11 protein-coding genes are annotated in these 16,368 nt (G+C 51.6%); 7 read left to right on the top strand and 4 right to left on the bottom strand.

Annotated elements, in window-relative coordinates; genetic code table 11:
• Positions 1–560: 560 nt before the first annotated feature.
• From TERTU_RS03175 to TERTU_RS03160, 4 genes are all read left to right on the top strand, one after another.
• Positions 561–3,446, top strand: a complete 2,886-nt coding sequence (locus tag TERTU_RS03175; RefSeq protein ID WP_015819463.1) for a ribonucleoside-diphosphate reductase subunit alpha — start codon at positions 561–563, stop codon at positions 3,444–3,446.
• A gap of 101 nt (positions 3,447–3,547) precedes the next feature.
• Positions 3,548–4,909: a ribonucleotide-diphosphate reductase subunit beta gene (locus TERTU_RS03170; protein ID WP_015820914.1), complete on the top strand. Its 1,362-nt coding sequence runs from the start codon at positions 3,548–3,550 to the stop codon at positions 4,907–4,909.
• A 100-nt stretch (positions 4,910–5,009) separates the two neighbouring features.
• Positions 5,010–5,249: a hypothetical protein gene (locus tag TERTU_RS03165; protein WP_015819754.1), complete on the top strand. Its 240-nt coding sequence runs from the start codon at positions 5,010–5,012 to the stop codon at positions 5,247–5,249.
• A gap of 201 nt (positions 5,250–5,450) precedes the next feature.
• Positions 5,451–6,353 (top strand): diguanylate cyclase, encoded by a 903-nt coding sequence (locus TERTU_RS03160; protein ID WP_015819157.1) that lies wholly within the window; start codon positions 5,451–5,453, stop codon positions 6,351–6,353.
• 530 nt (positions 6,354–6,883) lie between these two features.
• On the opposite strand, the gene TERTU_RS03155 is transcribed toward TERTU_RS03160, so the two are convergent.
• Both TERTU_RS03155 and TERTU_RS03150 read right to left on the bottom strand, forming a co-directional pair.
• Entirely contained in the window at positions 6,884–7,438 is a 555-nt protein-coding gene (locus TERTU_RS03155; protein WP_015818573.1) for an NUDIX domain-containing protein, read from the bottom strand.
• A 22-nt stretch (positions 7,439–7,460) separates the two neighbouring features.
• Entirely contained in the window at positions 7,461–8,564 is a 1,104-nt protein-coding gene (locus TERTU_RS03150; RefSeq protein ID WP_015817982.1) for a CvpA family protein, read from the bottom strand.
• A 166-nt stretch (positions 8,565–8,730) separates the two neighbouring features.
• On the opposite strand from TERTU_RS03150, the gene gcvP reads away from it, so the two are divergent.
• On the top strand, positions 8,731–11,616 hold the full coding sequence (gene gcvP / locus TERTU_RS03145) for an aminomethyl-transferring glycine dehydrogenase (RefSeq protein ID WP_015820082.1): 2,886 nt from the start codon (positions 8,731–8,733) through the stop codon (positions 11,614–11,616).
• 58 nt (positions 11,617–11,674) lie between these two features.
• Positions 11,675–12,532: a type 2 periplasmic-binding domain-containing protein gene (locus tag TERTU_RS03140; protein ID WP_015817377.1), complete on the top strand. Its 858-nt coding sequence runs from the start codon at positions 11,675–11,677 to the stop codon at positions 12,530–12,532.
• A 267-nt stretch (positions 12,533–12,799) separates the two neighbouring features.
• Here the strand turns inward: TERTU_RS03140 and TERTU_RS03135 are convergent, their stop codons facing one another.
• On the bottom strand, positions 12,800–13,216 hold the full coding sequence (locus TERTU_RS03135) for an ExbD/TolR family protein (protein WP_015820376.1): 417 nt from the start codon (positions 13,214–13,216) through the stop codon (positions 12,800–12,802).
• A 783-nt stretch (positions 13,217–13,999) separates the two neighbouring features.
• Positions 14,000–15,082: a DNA polymerase IV gene (dinB, locus tag TERTU_RS03130; protein WP_015816804.1), complete on the bottom strand. Its 1,083-nt coding sequence runs from the start codon at positions 15,080–15,082 to the stop codon at positions 14,000–14,002.
• A 348-nt stretch (positions 15,083–15,430) separates the two neighbouring features.
• Between dinB and TERTU_RS03125 the strand changes: the two genes are divergently transcribed.
• Positions 15,431–16,309, top strand: coding sequence for a hypothetical protein (locus TERTU_RS03125; protein ID WP_015817399.1), 879 nt, complete (start codon positions 15,431–15,433; stop codon positions 16,307–16,309).
• Positions 16,310–16,368 lie beyond the last annotated feature (59 nt).

The following is a 16,368-nucleotide window of genomic DNA, read 5'->3' as shown; positions in this document are numbered from 1 at the left end:
CTGAATAAAACCTGAACCGCCAGAATTGAAACTGCCGCATAGCATTCACTCTACAGATCCATGACCACGTAAATACGCGTTTAACAAAACCGACATATATGGAACCACGCGTAAGGAAAAAAAATTCTACATTTGCGACAACTGGCGCTCCGAGGCGACACCCCGGACGCAGTAACCCCTGACCAGTTAGTGCTTACTTATCCACAGGATTATTCACAAAATACCCACAAGATACCCCTGCACTTTGTTCCTTGCATATCATCAAAAACCGCATTATCTTGTATTTATATTCCAGCAAACCCCAATATATGGTGTTTCACCGCTAAAATAACCACGAACACAATGAGTGCATTTTCGCTGGTTATTCACTGGTTCCGGGCACAGGCTCCCACGTAGTAACGCATTGCCCAGCACAGAAGAGGGTTGGAAACAAAAACAGCAACAGCAGGGTGCCGCCTAGCGTCGCGCCGTAAATGCAGTGCAGCCCGGGTGCCAGCCGCCCACAGACAAATTTCATTTTTCCAGCAAACACACTCCCTGCAGGAGAGCGGGTTTTATTTATGCAAACAACACCAAACGAGACCTCCCCCACCTCGCCGGTACCCCAAGCGAACCCTCATAGCAATTCCAGCATCGCCAATGCGGCACCTGGTCAATTACGCGTTATAAAACGTAACGGCACACTGGTGCCTTATACCGATGACAAAATCGCGGTAGCGATGACCAAAGCCTTTCTTGCCGTCGAAGGCGGTACCGCCGCCGCGTCCAGTCGGATTCATGAAACGGTGGCCAACCTGACCCAGCAGATCAGTGCGACCTTTAAGCGCCGCATGCCATCTGGTGGAACCATCCATATCGAAGAAATTCAGGACCAGGTAGAGCTCACTCTAATGCGCACTGGCGAGCACAAAGTCGCACGGGACTATGTGCTTTATCGGGCAGAGCGTGCGAAATTGCGCGCCGAGAAAGAGAAGCTTTCCCAAGCGAATGTGGATTTCCCGGAAATAAACGTGCTGCAACCAGACGGCTCCCTGCAACCGCTGGATGTGATGCGTCTGCATACCGTTGTGTCCGAGGCCTGCGCCGGATTGAAAGATGTTGACGGCGAAGCGATTTTGAAAGAGGCCATGCGCAACCTGTACGAAGGTGTATCCGCAGAAGATCTGAACACCTCGCTGGTGATTTCTGCCCGCACACTGGTGGAAAAAGAGCCCAACTACACTTATGCGACTGCACGTCTACTGATGGACAAGCTGCGCGCCGAAGCGCTGGCCTTCCTCGATGTTGCCACACAAGCCACCTCCGCAGAGATGGAAATGTTCTACCCCAACGCCTTGCCCGCGTATATTTCACGCGGTATCGAGCTGGAATTACTCGACCCGGCGCTGGCGGATTTCGACCTGCAACTACTGGGCGCAGCCTTGATCCCGGAGCGGGACCAGCAGTTTACCTACCTCGGCCTGCAAACACTCTACGACCGCTATTTTCTGCACAGTGACGGCACCCGTTTCGAGCTGCCGCAGATATTCTTTATGCGTGTTGCCATGGGCTTGGCCATGCGCGAAGACGACAAAAACGGTCGCGCCATCGAGTTTTACCGCCTGCTGTCCTCATTCGACTACATGAGTTCAACCCCGACGCTATTTAACGCCGGCACCCTGCGCCCACAGCTTTCCTCCTGCTACCTCACCTCGGTACCCGACGATCTGCACGGCATTTACGGCGCAATTCAAGATAACGCCATGCTGTCCAAATGGGCCGGTGGCCTCGGCAATGACTGGACGCCGGTGCGCGCCCTGGGCTCCTACATTAAAGGAACCAACGGCAAATCACAGGGTGTGGTGCCATTCCTCAAAGTAGCCAACGACACGGCTGTCGCCGTAAACCAGGGCGGCAAGCGTAAAGGGGCCGTTTGCGCCTACCTGGAAAGCTGGCATTTGGATATTGAAGAGTTTCTTGAGCTGCGTAAAAACACCGGTGATGACCGCCGTCGGACGCATGACATGAACACCGCAAACTGGGTACCCGACCTGTTTATGAAGCGGGTATTCGAGGATAAAGAGTGGACCCTGTTTACGCCAAGCACCGTACCCGATCTGCACGATCTGTTCGGACTGGCATTCGAAGAGCGCTACGAGCACTACGAGCGTGAAGCCGCTGCAGGCAATATCAAGCCCTTCAAAAAGGTACGCGCGGTCGACCTCTGGCGAAAAATGCTCGGTATGCTGTTTGAAACCGGCCACCCCTGGATCACCTTCAAAGACGCCTGCAACCTGCGCAGCCCTCAGCAGCACGCCGGTGTGGTTCACTCGTCCAACCTGTGTACAGAAATCACCCTGAATACCAAGGCAAACGAAGAAATTGCCGTGTGTAACCTGGGCTCGATCAACCTGGCGCAACACGTTGTCGACGGCAAGCTGGACCAGGAAAAACTGCAACGCTCGGTGGATACCGCGGTGCGTATGCTCGATAACGTTATCGACATCAACTATTACTCCGTGGACACCGCGCGCAATTCCAACCTGCGTCATCGCCCGGTCGGGCTGGGCATTATGGGTTTCCAGGACGCGCTCTACAAAATGCGTATTCCGTACAGCAGCGCCGCAGCAGTCGAGTTTGCCGACCGCTCCATGGAAGCAGTGAGCTATTACGCTATTTCTGCCTCCAGCGCACTAGCCAGTGAACGCGGCAGCTACTCGACCTTTGAGGGTTCCCTGTGGAGTCAGGGCGTGTTACCCATCGACTCCATCCAGTTGCTGGCAAAAAATCGTGGCGAGCAGTTTATTGAACAGGACCAAACCACAACCCTGGATTGGGACACCCTGCGTAACACCGTAAAAACCCAAGGTATGCGCAACTCCAATGTCATGGCAATCGCGCCAACGGCGACCATCGCCAATATTACGGGTGTGTCGCAATCCATTGAGCCCACGTATCAGAATCTGTATGTGAAATCGAACCTGTCCGGTGAGTTTACCGTTGTTAACCCCTATCTTGTTCACGACCTGAAAGATCGCGGCCTGTGGGATTCGGTGATGGTGAACGATCTTAAATACTACGAAGGTTCCGTGTTTAAGATCGACCGCATCCCGGACGATCTCAAGCTGCTTTACGCAACGGCATTCGAAGTGGAACCACGCTGGATTGTCGACGCGGCAAGTCGCCGCCAGAAATGGATCGATCAGGCGCAGAGCCTGAACCTCTATATTTCCGGCGCGAACGGTAAAAAACTCGATATTACTTATCGTATGGCGTGGTACCGAGGCTTAAAAACGACCTATTACCTGCGCGCATTGGCTGCGACGACGACGGAAAAATCGACCATTGACACCGGCTCGCTCAATGCAGTGTCGTCCGGTGCTCCAGCGGCAAACATCAGCGCTGGGCCCGCGGATGTGCCAAAGGCATGCTCGCTGGATGATCCCGATTGCGAAGCCTGCCAGTAATTAAGCTGGCCAACCGGTATTCCTGGCGCCGCCACTAAAGTGCGCCGGGAATACAACGATAAAGACCGACCACCACGAAAAATTCAGGGCAAAAATTTACCATGTTAAGTTGGGACGATTACACCGAAGAAAATTCCGTTACCCGCTCTCTCAATAGTGCAGCATTATCGGCACTAAAAACCCAAGCGGAAGACATAACCCCGGCTGGAGCAACCGCAGTTGCACCGGCGGTTGCACCCGCCAAAGCGCCAGCTGCCGCACTAACCCATGCAGAAGAAGCGGTTGACGAAACACCGAACACTGCGCCTTTAGTCAGCGAACCCGAGGCTGAAACACAAGCCGCTGCGCCGGAAGCAGCTGCAGACACAGCATCCGATGTTGAGCGCGCACAGCAAGCCATTAATGAGCTGGATGTGGCTCCCGGTTTAGAAGAACTGGAAATGGGCGCTGCGCGAATTGAAGTCGACGACAAGCGCATGATCAACTGCCGCGCCGACTTAAACCAGTTAGTGCCCTTCAAATACGAATGGGCCTGGCAGAAATATCTGGATGGTTGTGCGAACCACTGGATGCCGCAGGAAGTCAATATGACTGCCGACGTGGCCATCTGGAAAAGTGAGGAAGGACTCAGTGCGGACGAACGAAAAATCGTTATGCGCTCGCTTGGCTACTTCTCTACCGCGGATTCTCTGGTCGCCAACAATCTTGTGTTAGCCATTTATCGCCACATCACCAACCCAGAAGCCCGCCAATATTTACTTCGCCAGGCATTCGAAGAAGCGATCCATACCCACGCTTACCAGTATTGCATCGAATCATTGGGAATGGACGAAGGTGAAGTATTTAACATGTACAGGGAAGTGCCTTCAGTCGCCAAAAAAGCGGCCTGGAGCATCACCCACACCCAGGGCATCAGCGATCCACAATTTCACACTGGCACCCCCGAAGCCGACCAGGAATTATTGCGCAATCTCATTGGCTTCTACGTCATAACCGAAGGCATCTTCTTTTATTGCGGCTTTACCCAGATTCTCTCCATGGGCCGCCGCAATAAAATGACCGGTGTCGCGGAACAGTTTCAATATATTTTGCGCGATGAGTCCATGCACTTGAATTTCGGCATCGACGTTATAAACCAGATCAAGTTGGAAAACCCGCATCTGTGGACCGAATCTTTTCAACAGGAAGTGAAACAGATGGTACTCGAAGGTACCGAACTGGAAATAGGCTATGCGCGCGATACTATGCCGCGTGGTGTACTGGGCATGAACGCGGCAATAATGGAAGAATACCTGCACTTCATTGCCAACCGTCGCCTGGCCCAACTGGGCTTGAAAGAAGCCTACCCAGGCGCTCAAAACCCGTTTCCATGGATGAGCGAAATAATGGATTTGCGCAAAGAGAAAAATTTCTTCGAAACCCGCGTTATCGAATACCAGACCGGCGGCGCGCTGAGCTGGTAGCAACCGGCCACCCCCGTGCAGTCCACCGCGCGGGGGTAACTCTGCACAGACAAAGAATTCGTGTAGATGCGAACATGATTGTGAGTATAAGGATATTCCCATGGCCAAACCCTGTGCCACCTCAAACCATAAAAATTCTCCCACCCGCCAGCTAAAAGCCTTATTCGACGCTGTAAACGCGCTCAACACCGCAGTTACCCAATTGAATAAAACCGTGATGACACTGCAAATACAGCAGGCCCGAACGACAGAACTGTCCTCCGCGGGCTTTGATGCCCCTGAACAGACCAGCCCGGAACAATCGGACACGGCGCCTTCGCCAAAACGTGTTCTCCATTAAGCGCCTGCCAGCAAGTGAAATTTTGGCGGCTTCCGCAGTTACTACGCAGCTACTACAAAAAATAAGTAGCGCGTAAAAAAACGCTCCGCCAACAACAACACGGTGTTCTGGTAGTGTGCTCGTACCGGCTGTCGTGAAGGCGCGCATCTAGCCCTGCGTCTCCTATACTTAAGCCATCGAATAATCACTGCGACCTTTGTTATGACCAAAGTTCTTGTTGTCGATGATGTTGAAGACAATATCGTCCTGCTTACCTTTGAGCTGGAAGATGAAGGCTTTGAAGTTATCGCAGCACACAACGGCCGAGAATGCCTGGACCTCGTGCACAAAGAGTGGCCCGACATCATCCTGCTGGATATTCGTATGCCCGGTATCAGCGGCCTGGAAACACTCGAGCAACTGAAGGCGGACGAAAGCACGAGAGACATTCCCGTGGTGATGGTTTCTGCCAATACCGGGGACAACAGTATAGTTCGCGCGTTGGACATGGGCGCTCACGATTTCGTCTGTAAGCCCATCGAGTACCCGGTGCTTTCCGCACGCATGCGCTCTGCACTGCGCCTGGTGAACGCTCGCCGTGCGCTGGTACGCGCTAACGAAGAGCTGGAGCGGCTCGCCACGCAAGATACGCTGACTGACGTGTACAACCGTCGCCATTTCTTCACGTTGGCAGAGGCTGAGTTTTCCAAAGCCCGTCGCCATGGTCGCCAACTCTCGGTGCTGATGTTCGATGTCGATCTCTTCAAAGCCGTTAACGATACCTACGGTCATGCAGCCGGCGATCAGGCATTGCGCACCATCACGGAATGCTGTCGCCATGTGGTCCGTGATTCAGACATTCTGGGGCGCCTGGGCGGCGAAGAGTTCGCGCTCTGCTGCCCCGACGCCGACTTGGATGGCGCTTTCCATCTGGCTGAGCGCATCCGCACCAACTGCGAACTTGCCCAGGTCAATCTCGACGATGCCGCCTTCGGAATTACGCTCAGTATTGGCGTAACCCAAATGAATGAGAAGGATGCACACTTCGACCACCTGCTCCAGCGTGCAGATACCCTGCTATTTCAAGCCAAAGCTCTCGGCCGCAACCGCTCGGTTGCCTGCTGAAATCTGCAATCGCCTACGAATCTGTCGGCGGTGTTTATAGTCAATTTCCTACATCAACTAACGAACTCTGCCACTGTCGCTTGTCCCCGCTAAAACCGACAATATTCATCAACAGGGAAGTACATAGGGACGTGCTCGATGGCCAGGATAGGTCAATGGATGCGCACTAACCACTTAACACGGATGTCGTCACGGATGTGCGCGTGGCCAGGTAAGGTCAACGGAAGCGCTCTTAGGTGGTTTACTGTTCTGGATGAACAGTTTTGTATGTTGCGTAAACAGCAAGGAGGCACGGGTAGGGACACTCAAGCTATTGCGGCAGGAAGCCAGGAAGTCATACCGACAATAAGGTCATTGTCGGGGTGCGCAGAAAGGATTCTGAAGGAAGGACGCCCGGTAGATTCAGTGCTTTTCAGGGAATGAAAACAGGACGTTATTTGTGAACTGAAATCTCCCGCTTTTAAAAAACCGCTGACTGCCGTTGCGCCGTCAGCGGTTTTTTGTTTGCCGTTCGCGGTTGAAATCTGGCGTTACTCTACCGAATAAGCGATAGCCACCCGCAGCAACCCCGCAACCGACATGGCATCGGTTATTTCGCCATTCTCGACCATGGTAACGGCCTCGGCGAGTGAAAACTTCTTCACCACAATATCTTCTGAATCTTCAAGCTGCTGAGTGCCCTGCCGCAAATCGGTAGCCACGTATATTTTACCGACCTCGTCGCTGACCGAATTCGACTGGTGTAATGTCATCAACTCCTGCCAGCCGTCCGCTAATAAACCGGTCTCTTCCTCCAGCTCCCGTTGCGCGGCCTCCAGCATGTCCTCCCCTTCTGGGGCGCCGCCTTCCGGAATCTCCCAGGTGTAGCAATCCAGCGTGTAGCGGCTTTGGCGAACCAGCCAGGTATTGCCGTCTGCGTCAATCGGGATAACCCCTACTGCACGGTTTTTAAAATGCACAACACCGTATATCCCGGGAGTGCCTTTCGGCGTGAGCACCTCTTCGTGGGTGACTTTTATCCACGGGTTTTCGTAAATGTCTGTCACGGATAGCTGCTTCCAGCCACCGCATTTTGTTTTCGCCATGATCTGGCCCCCAAGCCTGTGGTTAATTACTTTCTGGTGGGTTATCGGAAAAATGTGTCATCCCGTTTTCGTCCACCCAGCGATATGACGGCGCATCTTGCAGCGGTGCTTTTTTGAGCACCTCTTGATCCGCAGCTGCCTCTGATCTATCGGTCGGTTCGGTGGCGGCAGGTGCTTGCATAACCCGCGCTACAAGCAGCCTTCCCTTAGGATGCATCAGAAGTTCGGTAAGCTTTTTCTCGTCCAGCATCTGCCGAATCTCTGGGTCGGTCATCAAATCCAACACTTCTGGATCATCGCGCAAATGGTCCGCTTTACGCCATAACTGCGCCACACTAGCCGCCAGCTTACTATCTGCCTGCTTACTATCTGCCATTGTGCCGCCTGCGGCCGTTTCCGGCAGATCAGTCAACATTTGTGCACGGGTTGCAGCAAACGCCGGGTGCCCGACGAAAGCTTTGAATTCTTCTGTCTCGGCAAGAGCGTCCGAATCCGCAGCCTCTACAGCAGCCTGAGCTCGCGAACTCTGCAATAGCGCCTCCAACTCTGCCGAACGGCCTAAAGCTCGCACATCCGCTAGCGTCTCCGCAGGTTTCTCGGCCAGCTGAACAGCTATCGCTTTGGTAAGCGGGTCAGTCTCCACGCTAGCGGTAGCCGCGCGTGAAACCGAGCCCATCAGGTTTCCGGCTGCATTCTGCAGCAGTCTATCTGCGGCGGCTGGCTCTACTAGCAAGGGCGCAGATACACCACCACCGAGTTGCATAGCGGCCAGGAGCAGTTGATATACCCAAACCCCTGCCAAGCCACTCACAACACCCGTGAATGCACCCAGAGCGGCACCAAATCGAGCCATGCGGTGCTCTCGCTTGATGACGCGCCGCAACAACCATCCCGGGAGAACGCCAATACAAAGTACGACCAACAGGTATACCAGCCCATAGCCCAATAACATTGCCAGACCATTAAAGCCCAGCATGTCATTAACATTTGCCCCCCAAATGACACATGCGATATAGGCGCACACAAACGCCAATAAATCGACGGTCGTCAGCCAGAAGCCTTTTTGATAACCGCGCCAAAGACTGTATCCCAGCCAAAGCACGAAAATAACGGTTATTATCGGCATAAGTTGCTCAAATCCCTCGCGCTATAGCCTATAATCGCCCAGCTAGACCAGAAACAACCATTCCGAGGTTAATGGCTTGCGCCATACCCAAACCCCGCCCCGATTTCTGCGAAACTGAACAAAACATTTCAAACGATCACCCGTTATATCTTACGGAAATAACTGTATGCCGAACACCGACTCTTTAAACAATTTATTTGCCAGCGATGAATTTATCTCGCGTCACATTGGCCCTGACCAAAATCAGGTAGAAAAGATGTTGGCCACGCTGGAAGTGGATTCGCTGGATGCGCTCATCGAAAAAACAGTTCCAGCAACAATTCGGGAGGCACAGCCACTGCCACTGGCAGAGCCCGTTGCCGAGCATACAGCGCTCGAAGAATTAAAAAGTCTGGCAGCGAAAAACGACGTATTTACCTCGTATATTGGGCTCGGGTACCACCCCACTCGCGTACCTAATGTAATTTTACGCAATGTGCTGGAAAACCCCGGCTGGTACACAGCCTACACCCCCTACCAGCCTGAAATCGCGCAGGGTCGACTCGAAGGTTTACTAAATTTTCAACAAATGATTACTGATCTCACCGGCATGGAAATGGCCAATGCTTCCATGCTGGATGAAGCGACTGCTGCCGCAGAAGCCATGGCCATGGCCAAACGAGTCGGCAGAAAAAATTCGAGCAACTGCTTTTTTATTGATAAAAACTGCTACCCGCAAACCATCGCAGTAATGCGTACCCGCGCCGAACATTTCGGCTTCGACATTATTGTCGATGCGCCCGAAAAAGCACTGGCGGGGGAAGATTATTTCGGTGCAATTTTACAATATCCCGGTGCCGATGGCGGTATCGGCGATATTGAGAGCTGGATTAAAACGATCCAGAGCAAAGATGCGCTCGCGATTGTTGCCGCCGACATTATGAGCCTGGTGTTATTGCGCTCGCCCGGCGATATGGGCGCAGATATTGTTATCGGTTGCAATCAACGCTTTGGAATTCCCATGGGCTTTGGCGGCCCGCACGCGGCTTTTTTCGCGTTTAAAGAAAAGCATAAACGTTCAACGCCAGGTCGTATTATTGGTGTGTCAGTAGACAGCCGAGGCAAGCAGGCACTGCGCATGGCGATGCAAACCCGAGAGCAGCATATACGGCGAGAAAAAGCGAACTCCAATATTTGTACTTCGCAAGTTTTGCTCGCCGTTATGAGTGCCTTTTATGCGATGTATCACGGTGCCGAAGGTGTGGACCGTATCGCCCGGCGTATTCACATACTGACCAAAATGCTCAGCGAGGGGCTGATTTCTCTTGGCTACAAACTTCGCCACACAACCTTTTTTGACACCCTGTGTATTGAAGTTGGGGACCAGCAAAAACCGCTGCTGGACCGAGCCCAGCATGCGCGCATCAATCTTTGCGCCATGGGTAGCGGAGCGCTATCTATCAGCTTAAGTGAGTGCACTACGCTGGACGACCTTACAGCCCTGATCGCCGTTTTTGCGGGTGGCGAATCGCCGCTGGATATGCCCAGCCTGGAAGCTAAAGCACAACAAAAAGCCGTGCTTTCGGAAAACCTTCTGCGCGATGGCCGCGCCTTACAGCACGAAATATTCTCGCAGTATCACTCTGAAACAGAAATGCTGCGTTATTTAAAAAGACTCGAATCCCGCGATATCGCGTTAAACCACGCGATGATTCCGCTCGGTTCCTGCACCATGAAGCTGAATGCTACAGCAGAAATGATTCCGGTCACCTGGCCGGAGTTCGGCAATATGCATCCGTTTGCACCTATTTCGCAAGCGGCAGGCTACGCCGAAATGTTCAACCAGCTACAGCACATGTTGGCAGCCTGCACCGGCTACGATGCTATCAGCCTGCAACCAAATGCTGGCTCGCAGGGCGAATATGCTGGCTTGTTGACCATTAAAAAATATTTCGAAGCCAAGGGCGAAGTGCGCAGCATCTGCCTTATTCCGCAATCTGCGCACGGCACCAATCCGGCATCGGCGCAGATGGCTTCAATGAAAGTCGTGGTTGTAAACTGTGACGATGACGGCAATGTCGACATCGCCGATCTTGACGCAAAAATTGCACAGCACGGCGAAAATATTGCTGCAATTATGGTTACCTACCCTTCAACCCACGGTGTTTTTGAAGAAAATATCACGCAAATCTGCGACAAAATCCATGCAGTTGGTGCACAAGTGTATATTGATGGCGCCAATATGAATGCTCTCGTGGGCATCGCCTCACCCGGGCATTTCGGCGGCGACGTTTCCCACCTGAATCTACATAAAACATTTTGTATTCCTCACGGCGGCGGCGGTCCTGGCATGGGCCCCATCGGCGTTAAGGATCACCTCGCACCCTATCTCGCTGCACATCCATTGCAAGAAATACCGGGCACGGTTGCGGCCAACGGTACTGTGTCTGCGGCCCCTTGGGGCTCGGCGAGCATCCTCCCGATCAGTTGGATGTATATCCGCATGATGGGTGCCAAAGGCATGAAAATGGCCAGTGAGTACGCTATTCTAAATGCAAACTACATTGCAAAACGCCTTAAAAATCACTTCCCTATTTTGTATTCGGGCAAGCACGGTTTTGTGGCGCACGAGTGCTTGTTAGATCTGCGTCCTTTAAAAGAGGCGAGTGGCGTATCGGAAGAAGATATTGCCAAGCGGCTGATGGACTTTGGTTTCCACGCACCAACGATGAGTTTTCCGGTGGCTGGTACATTAATGATCGAGCCTACAGAATCTGAAAATCAATTTGAGCTGGATCGCTTTTGCGACGCGATGATTCAAATCCGCGAAGAAATTCGCAAAATCGAACAGGGAGAACTTCCTGCGGACGATAACCCGCTGGTCAATGCACCACACACCCTCGATGATGTGTGCAACAGTGAGTGGAATCGCAGTTATACACGCGACCAGGCCTGCAGACCCTTGGATTATTTAAAACACCACAAAGTATGGCCCACGGTAAATCGTATCGATAATGTCTACGGAGATAGAAACCTTATTTGTTCCTGCCCCGGGGTCGACGACTACCGCTAACCCTCACTTGCCGCCCCGTAAACAGCGAAAGCGGGGCGGCGTAAAAACGTTACTATTTGTGTCTTTTATTGCAGGCGCCAGTGCCTGCAATAGCCAAAGCAAGCCCTACACCCCGCCCCCTACCAAGCTCCATGTCACCTACCCCGAGCCCAGCGACCGAAACCCTCATGGATTTGATGCCTATGTACTCACGCTGCTGCGCCTGGCGCTGGAAAACAGCGGTCACCCGTTTGCGCTCACCCCAGTAAAGCGGCCAAGTTTTGGCGAAACCCGCAGCGAAAACTTTTTGCAAATGCGTGAATACAACCTGCATTGGCTCAATACCAACCTCCACAGGGAGAAACTGTTGCGGCCAATTCGTTTACCGCTTTTTCGGGGGCTGATAGGCTGGAGGCTTGCTCTGGTAAAACTGGGTGATGAGAGACAATTCGAAAATACGCACAATCTCACCCATCTGAGCCACTTTAAAGCGGGCCAGGGACACAACTGGCCCGATAATCCAATACTGCGCCGCAACGGTATCCCACTCCAGCTTTCCGCCAGTTGGGAAGGTTTATTCAAAATGCTCGACCAGGGCCGCATTGATTACTTTCCCCGCTCGGTTATTGAAATTTGGGATGAACAATCGTTGCCGCTTGCTCGTGGGCTTACGGTGGAACCCAATATCGTTTTGCACTACCGCGCCGCCTATTACTTTTTCACCAGAAGGGATTCGCCAGAACTGGCAACCGCCATAGAAAGCGGCCTTTACGCCGCAATCGCCAACGGCGACTTCGAGCGCACATTCAACCAGTTTTATGGACGCGCAATCCAGCGCTCGCAACTCGGTACACGTCGTATCATTGCATTGGAGCGGAACGACCTGAATTTTCCTGTTGCCGAGTTGCTCTGGTACAAGCCACCTAAACGCGAATAACCGAGTTTCTAACTCAATATTTTGCTAGCGATTGAAAATCGCTCTAACTGGCTCGCTCAAAGCATACCTGCGGTGCTGAAAGCGGTTGTAGTGTTTAGGAACCTCTTAACCCAGTGATTCCTGTAAGCCCTGTAACACCCACGGGAATAAAAGCGCGGCCTGCAGCAATCATTTGTGGCGCAGCCTTTTCAAGTTTTGCGTCACGTCAACTTACAGACATAAAAAAAGCCGCACAAGTGCGGCTTTTCGTAACCTAGATTTGCCAAATTATTTAGCGCGCGGCACCAGCGATACGTTGTAGATATTAGCTTCGCGGGCAGCATCTGCTATAGCGACGTAAGTTGAGGTAGACGCTTGCTCGTTCGCCATAACAACAACGCCACCCTCAGGGTTTTCTGCGCTCTTCTGTGCGATAAGTGAACGTACCGAGCGAATATCAACACGACGCGAATCGATGAAAATTTCATCGTTAGCATTCACCTGAATAAGGATACTTTTGCTTTCGCTATCGGGTGGTGGTGGGTTATCAGTGTTCTCGGGAACATTCAAACCCAGCGACTTCTCCTTCACAAAAGAAGCAGTCACAATGAAGAAGATCAACATGATGAACACCACGTCGAGCATGGGTGTCAAATCGATTTCAGCCTTGTCTTCGGCTGATTGCTTACGTTTTCTACGACTCACAGTTTATTCTCCAGTTAAAATAGCGTGATCGCGGAGTTCATGGCCTATCTGCTGATAAGTGCCACCCCGATTGTACTCCACAGCGCACTGCGAGCATCGCGACCTCATCGAAAGGCTACCAGCAAGCTGACAACAAAGCGCTAAGTGTAGCACCGGTTTAACCGGCCGGCTGCTGCGGCGCAGCAGGTTTATCGACAGCTAAGTCAGCGCATTCTACACGATCTTTTCTAAGACTGCTTGCATCCAATGCATTCACTCAGTATCCAGGTCAAATTTCTGTCTGTAAGGGCTCTAGCGCCCAATTATGATCAATAATTGGCCTAATATCCTGGGGCTGAGTCCATCAGCCTCGTTAATCAGTCATCCGTCCAACAACGTCCGGTAACCGAATGGGGGGATACCATCATAAAAAACATGGATTTATCGCCATACCAGAATCAAGAACAAACAGGTTATCGAGCTATTTTGATCAGTATTCAGCGCTACATGACTCACAGCACTTACCGTACATTGAGCTCGAACAGCACACTCTGAATTGAATTTTCGAATGGAGGCTCAATTTCAAGTAAACCGTTGGTAAAAGATCGACTTGAAGTAGTTATTTGGATGTATAAAAGCCCCAAGCGTCTCCACGTTTTGGTGGACAAATAACTGCCGAAGCAAATGTATAATCCGAGCCAATGCCGTCGCGCCTAAACAAATAACGGCCTCAAGACTCGCCTATTTCACAACTGAAACGAAGCAATCACAATTCCAGCGCATTAGCGTTAACAGGTAATTGGCTTAGTTCGCAAAAGGAAAACTCAATTGCGCTTGAGGGTGAGACCGCTCCGCAAAACTCAAACCGACGCCCAGCAACCTTAGAGGTCTTTTTTGACGAGCCCAAGCGGCGTAGCACATTCGCTCAAACTCTTGCGAGGAGAATATTTTCCCGCACCGGCTCACCGACGATTCGAGTGTAGTTTGAGTGAAGTCGTCGAACTTTAGTTTCACAAATTTCTTACTGACAGCAACTTTTCTCTGGAGTTTGTTGTAGCGCTCCTCAAGGCCAACAACCAACTGGTCAATTTGATCCGCAATTTCCCCTGGGGAAGAAATGTCCCTAGCAAAAGTTGTTTCGATACTGAGCGATTTTCTCTCTCGGGAGGATTTTACCTCTCGCTCATCGATCCCCACGGACATGCGTTTGAGATTCGCGCCGAATCGTCCAAAACGTTGCACCAACTCATGTTCGGAATAAGACTCCAGATCGCGGCAATACAATAAACCTTCACGAGCCAGTTTTTCGCGAGTGACTTTACCTACGCCAGGGAGCTTTTGAAGCGGTAGATCCTTGACAAATTCTGTCACTTTATCTGGAGTAACCGTAAATAACCCGTTCGGTTTAGACCAATCGCTTGCAATTTTCGCTAAAAACTTTATTGGAGCCACTCCTGCAGACACCGTAATCCCCAACTCAGTCTCTACCTGCCGCCTTATTTCTCTCGCGATAAGCGTAGCGCTGCCATGGAACTGCTGACAGTCGGACACATCTAAAAACGCCTCATCGAGCGACAGCGGCTCAATTTTTTCACTAAAGCGGGTAAAAATTTCAAACATTTGCGCAGAGACCTGCTTATAAAGTGGGAAATTCGAACTCCGAATCACCAATTCAGGGCAAAGACGTTTAGCGTGTGCAGAAGGCATTGCGGAATGAACCCCGTATTGACGCGCTAGATAATTACACGTGGAAATAACGCCTCGGCGTCCTGGATCACCGCCTACCGCCAATGGGAAATCGGCCAGATCAGGGTTTTCCCGGATTTCCAGCGCGGCAAAAAAACAATCTGCATCCAAATGAATAATTTTACGAGGAGAGTTCAACATGGCTCACCGCCTGAAACTGAAATTTTGTAAGGATAACCCGCCGACAAATACTGTATTATTATACAGTTAATTTGGTGAAAATTTATTGCTTTTTTAGTGTTTAAATCCTAAAAAAACGTCTCCATATTGAGCGCACTAATTTTTTTCAAAAATCGTCCGTCATCCCGTTTTTTTTGAAGAATTAATTAAATTTCGCTAATTCTCCCCCCGCGACTTAAAAAATTTAAAGAAAAACACCATAAATCGTCTCTAAATCGATGAAAAAACTTGAATTTTTCTTGTTATTTCGTAATGTAGTGCTACAACTTCAAATAACATGATCAACCAAGGGTAAAAAAGGTAACTACTATGGCCGCTAAGAAAGCAAAAGTTGTAGATTCCGTGGCTGCGCTGGAGAAGGAACTCTCCGCGTTAAAAGCCAAGTTAGAACAGGCACGAACTTCAGCTGTTAAAGCTGCTGAAATGTCCGTCGCCAAAGTAACAAAAACCGCTGAAGCTGCAATCAAAAAAGCTGACGCTGCGAAAACCAAACTTGCTGCGGTTCGCGGCAAGAAGAAAACTCCAGCGCAAGCTAAACAATTGGAAGCTGCCCGCACCAGCGCTACTGCCGCGAATGCCGCAGCTGCAGCCGCAAAAAAAGAGCTTTCTCAAGTAAAAGCCGAATTGGCAGCAGCTAAAGCCGAAGCTCAGCAAGCCGCTGCGCTGGCAAAAGCGGTAGCTAAAGAAGAGGCTGCATACCTGAAAAAGGCTAATGCCGAAGCAAAAGCGGCAGCCAAGAAGCAGGCGGTGAAAGACAAGGCCGCAGCCAAAAAGGCCGCGGTAAAAGCCAAGGCGCAAGCGAAGAAAACCGCCGCAGCCGAAAAAGCTAAGGCCAAAAAAGCAGCGATTGCCGAAAAAGCCAAAGCAAAGAAAGCCGCCGTTAAAGCAAAAGCCGCTAAAACTCCCGGCAAACGCGGGCGTCCAGCGACCAAGGCAACAGCAACCGGCACCGCCGCCGCACCTAAAAAAACTCCGGGTAAACGCGGACGTCCAGCCACCAAGAAAGCCGTAGATACAACCACAGCGGCAGCACCTAAAAAGACCCCAGGTCGCCGCGGTCGCCCGGCAACTAAGACTGCAGCACCTAAAACTGCTGCAAAACGCGGACGTCCAGCAGCGAAAAAAGCTGCACCAGCTGCAACCGGCGCAGCACCTAAGCGTCGCGGTCGTCCACCTAAAAACCCATAATTGGCGTTTTAACTTAGCGACCAAGCAAAAAGGCCGATCACTGATCGGCCTTTTTCGTA

The organism is Teredinibacter turnerae T7901 (assembly GCF_000023025.1).
GTDB lineage: Bacteria > Pseudomonadota > Gammaproteobacteria > Pseudomonadales > Cellvibrionaceae > Teredinibacter > Teredinibacter turnerae_B.
Note: the sequence above shows the minus strand (reverse complement) of the source record. Positions and strands in the feature narration are given on the sequence as shown.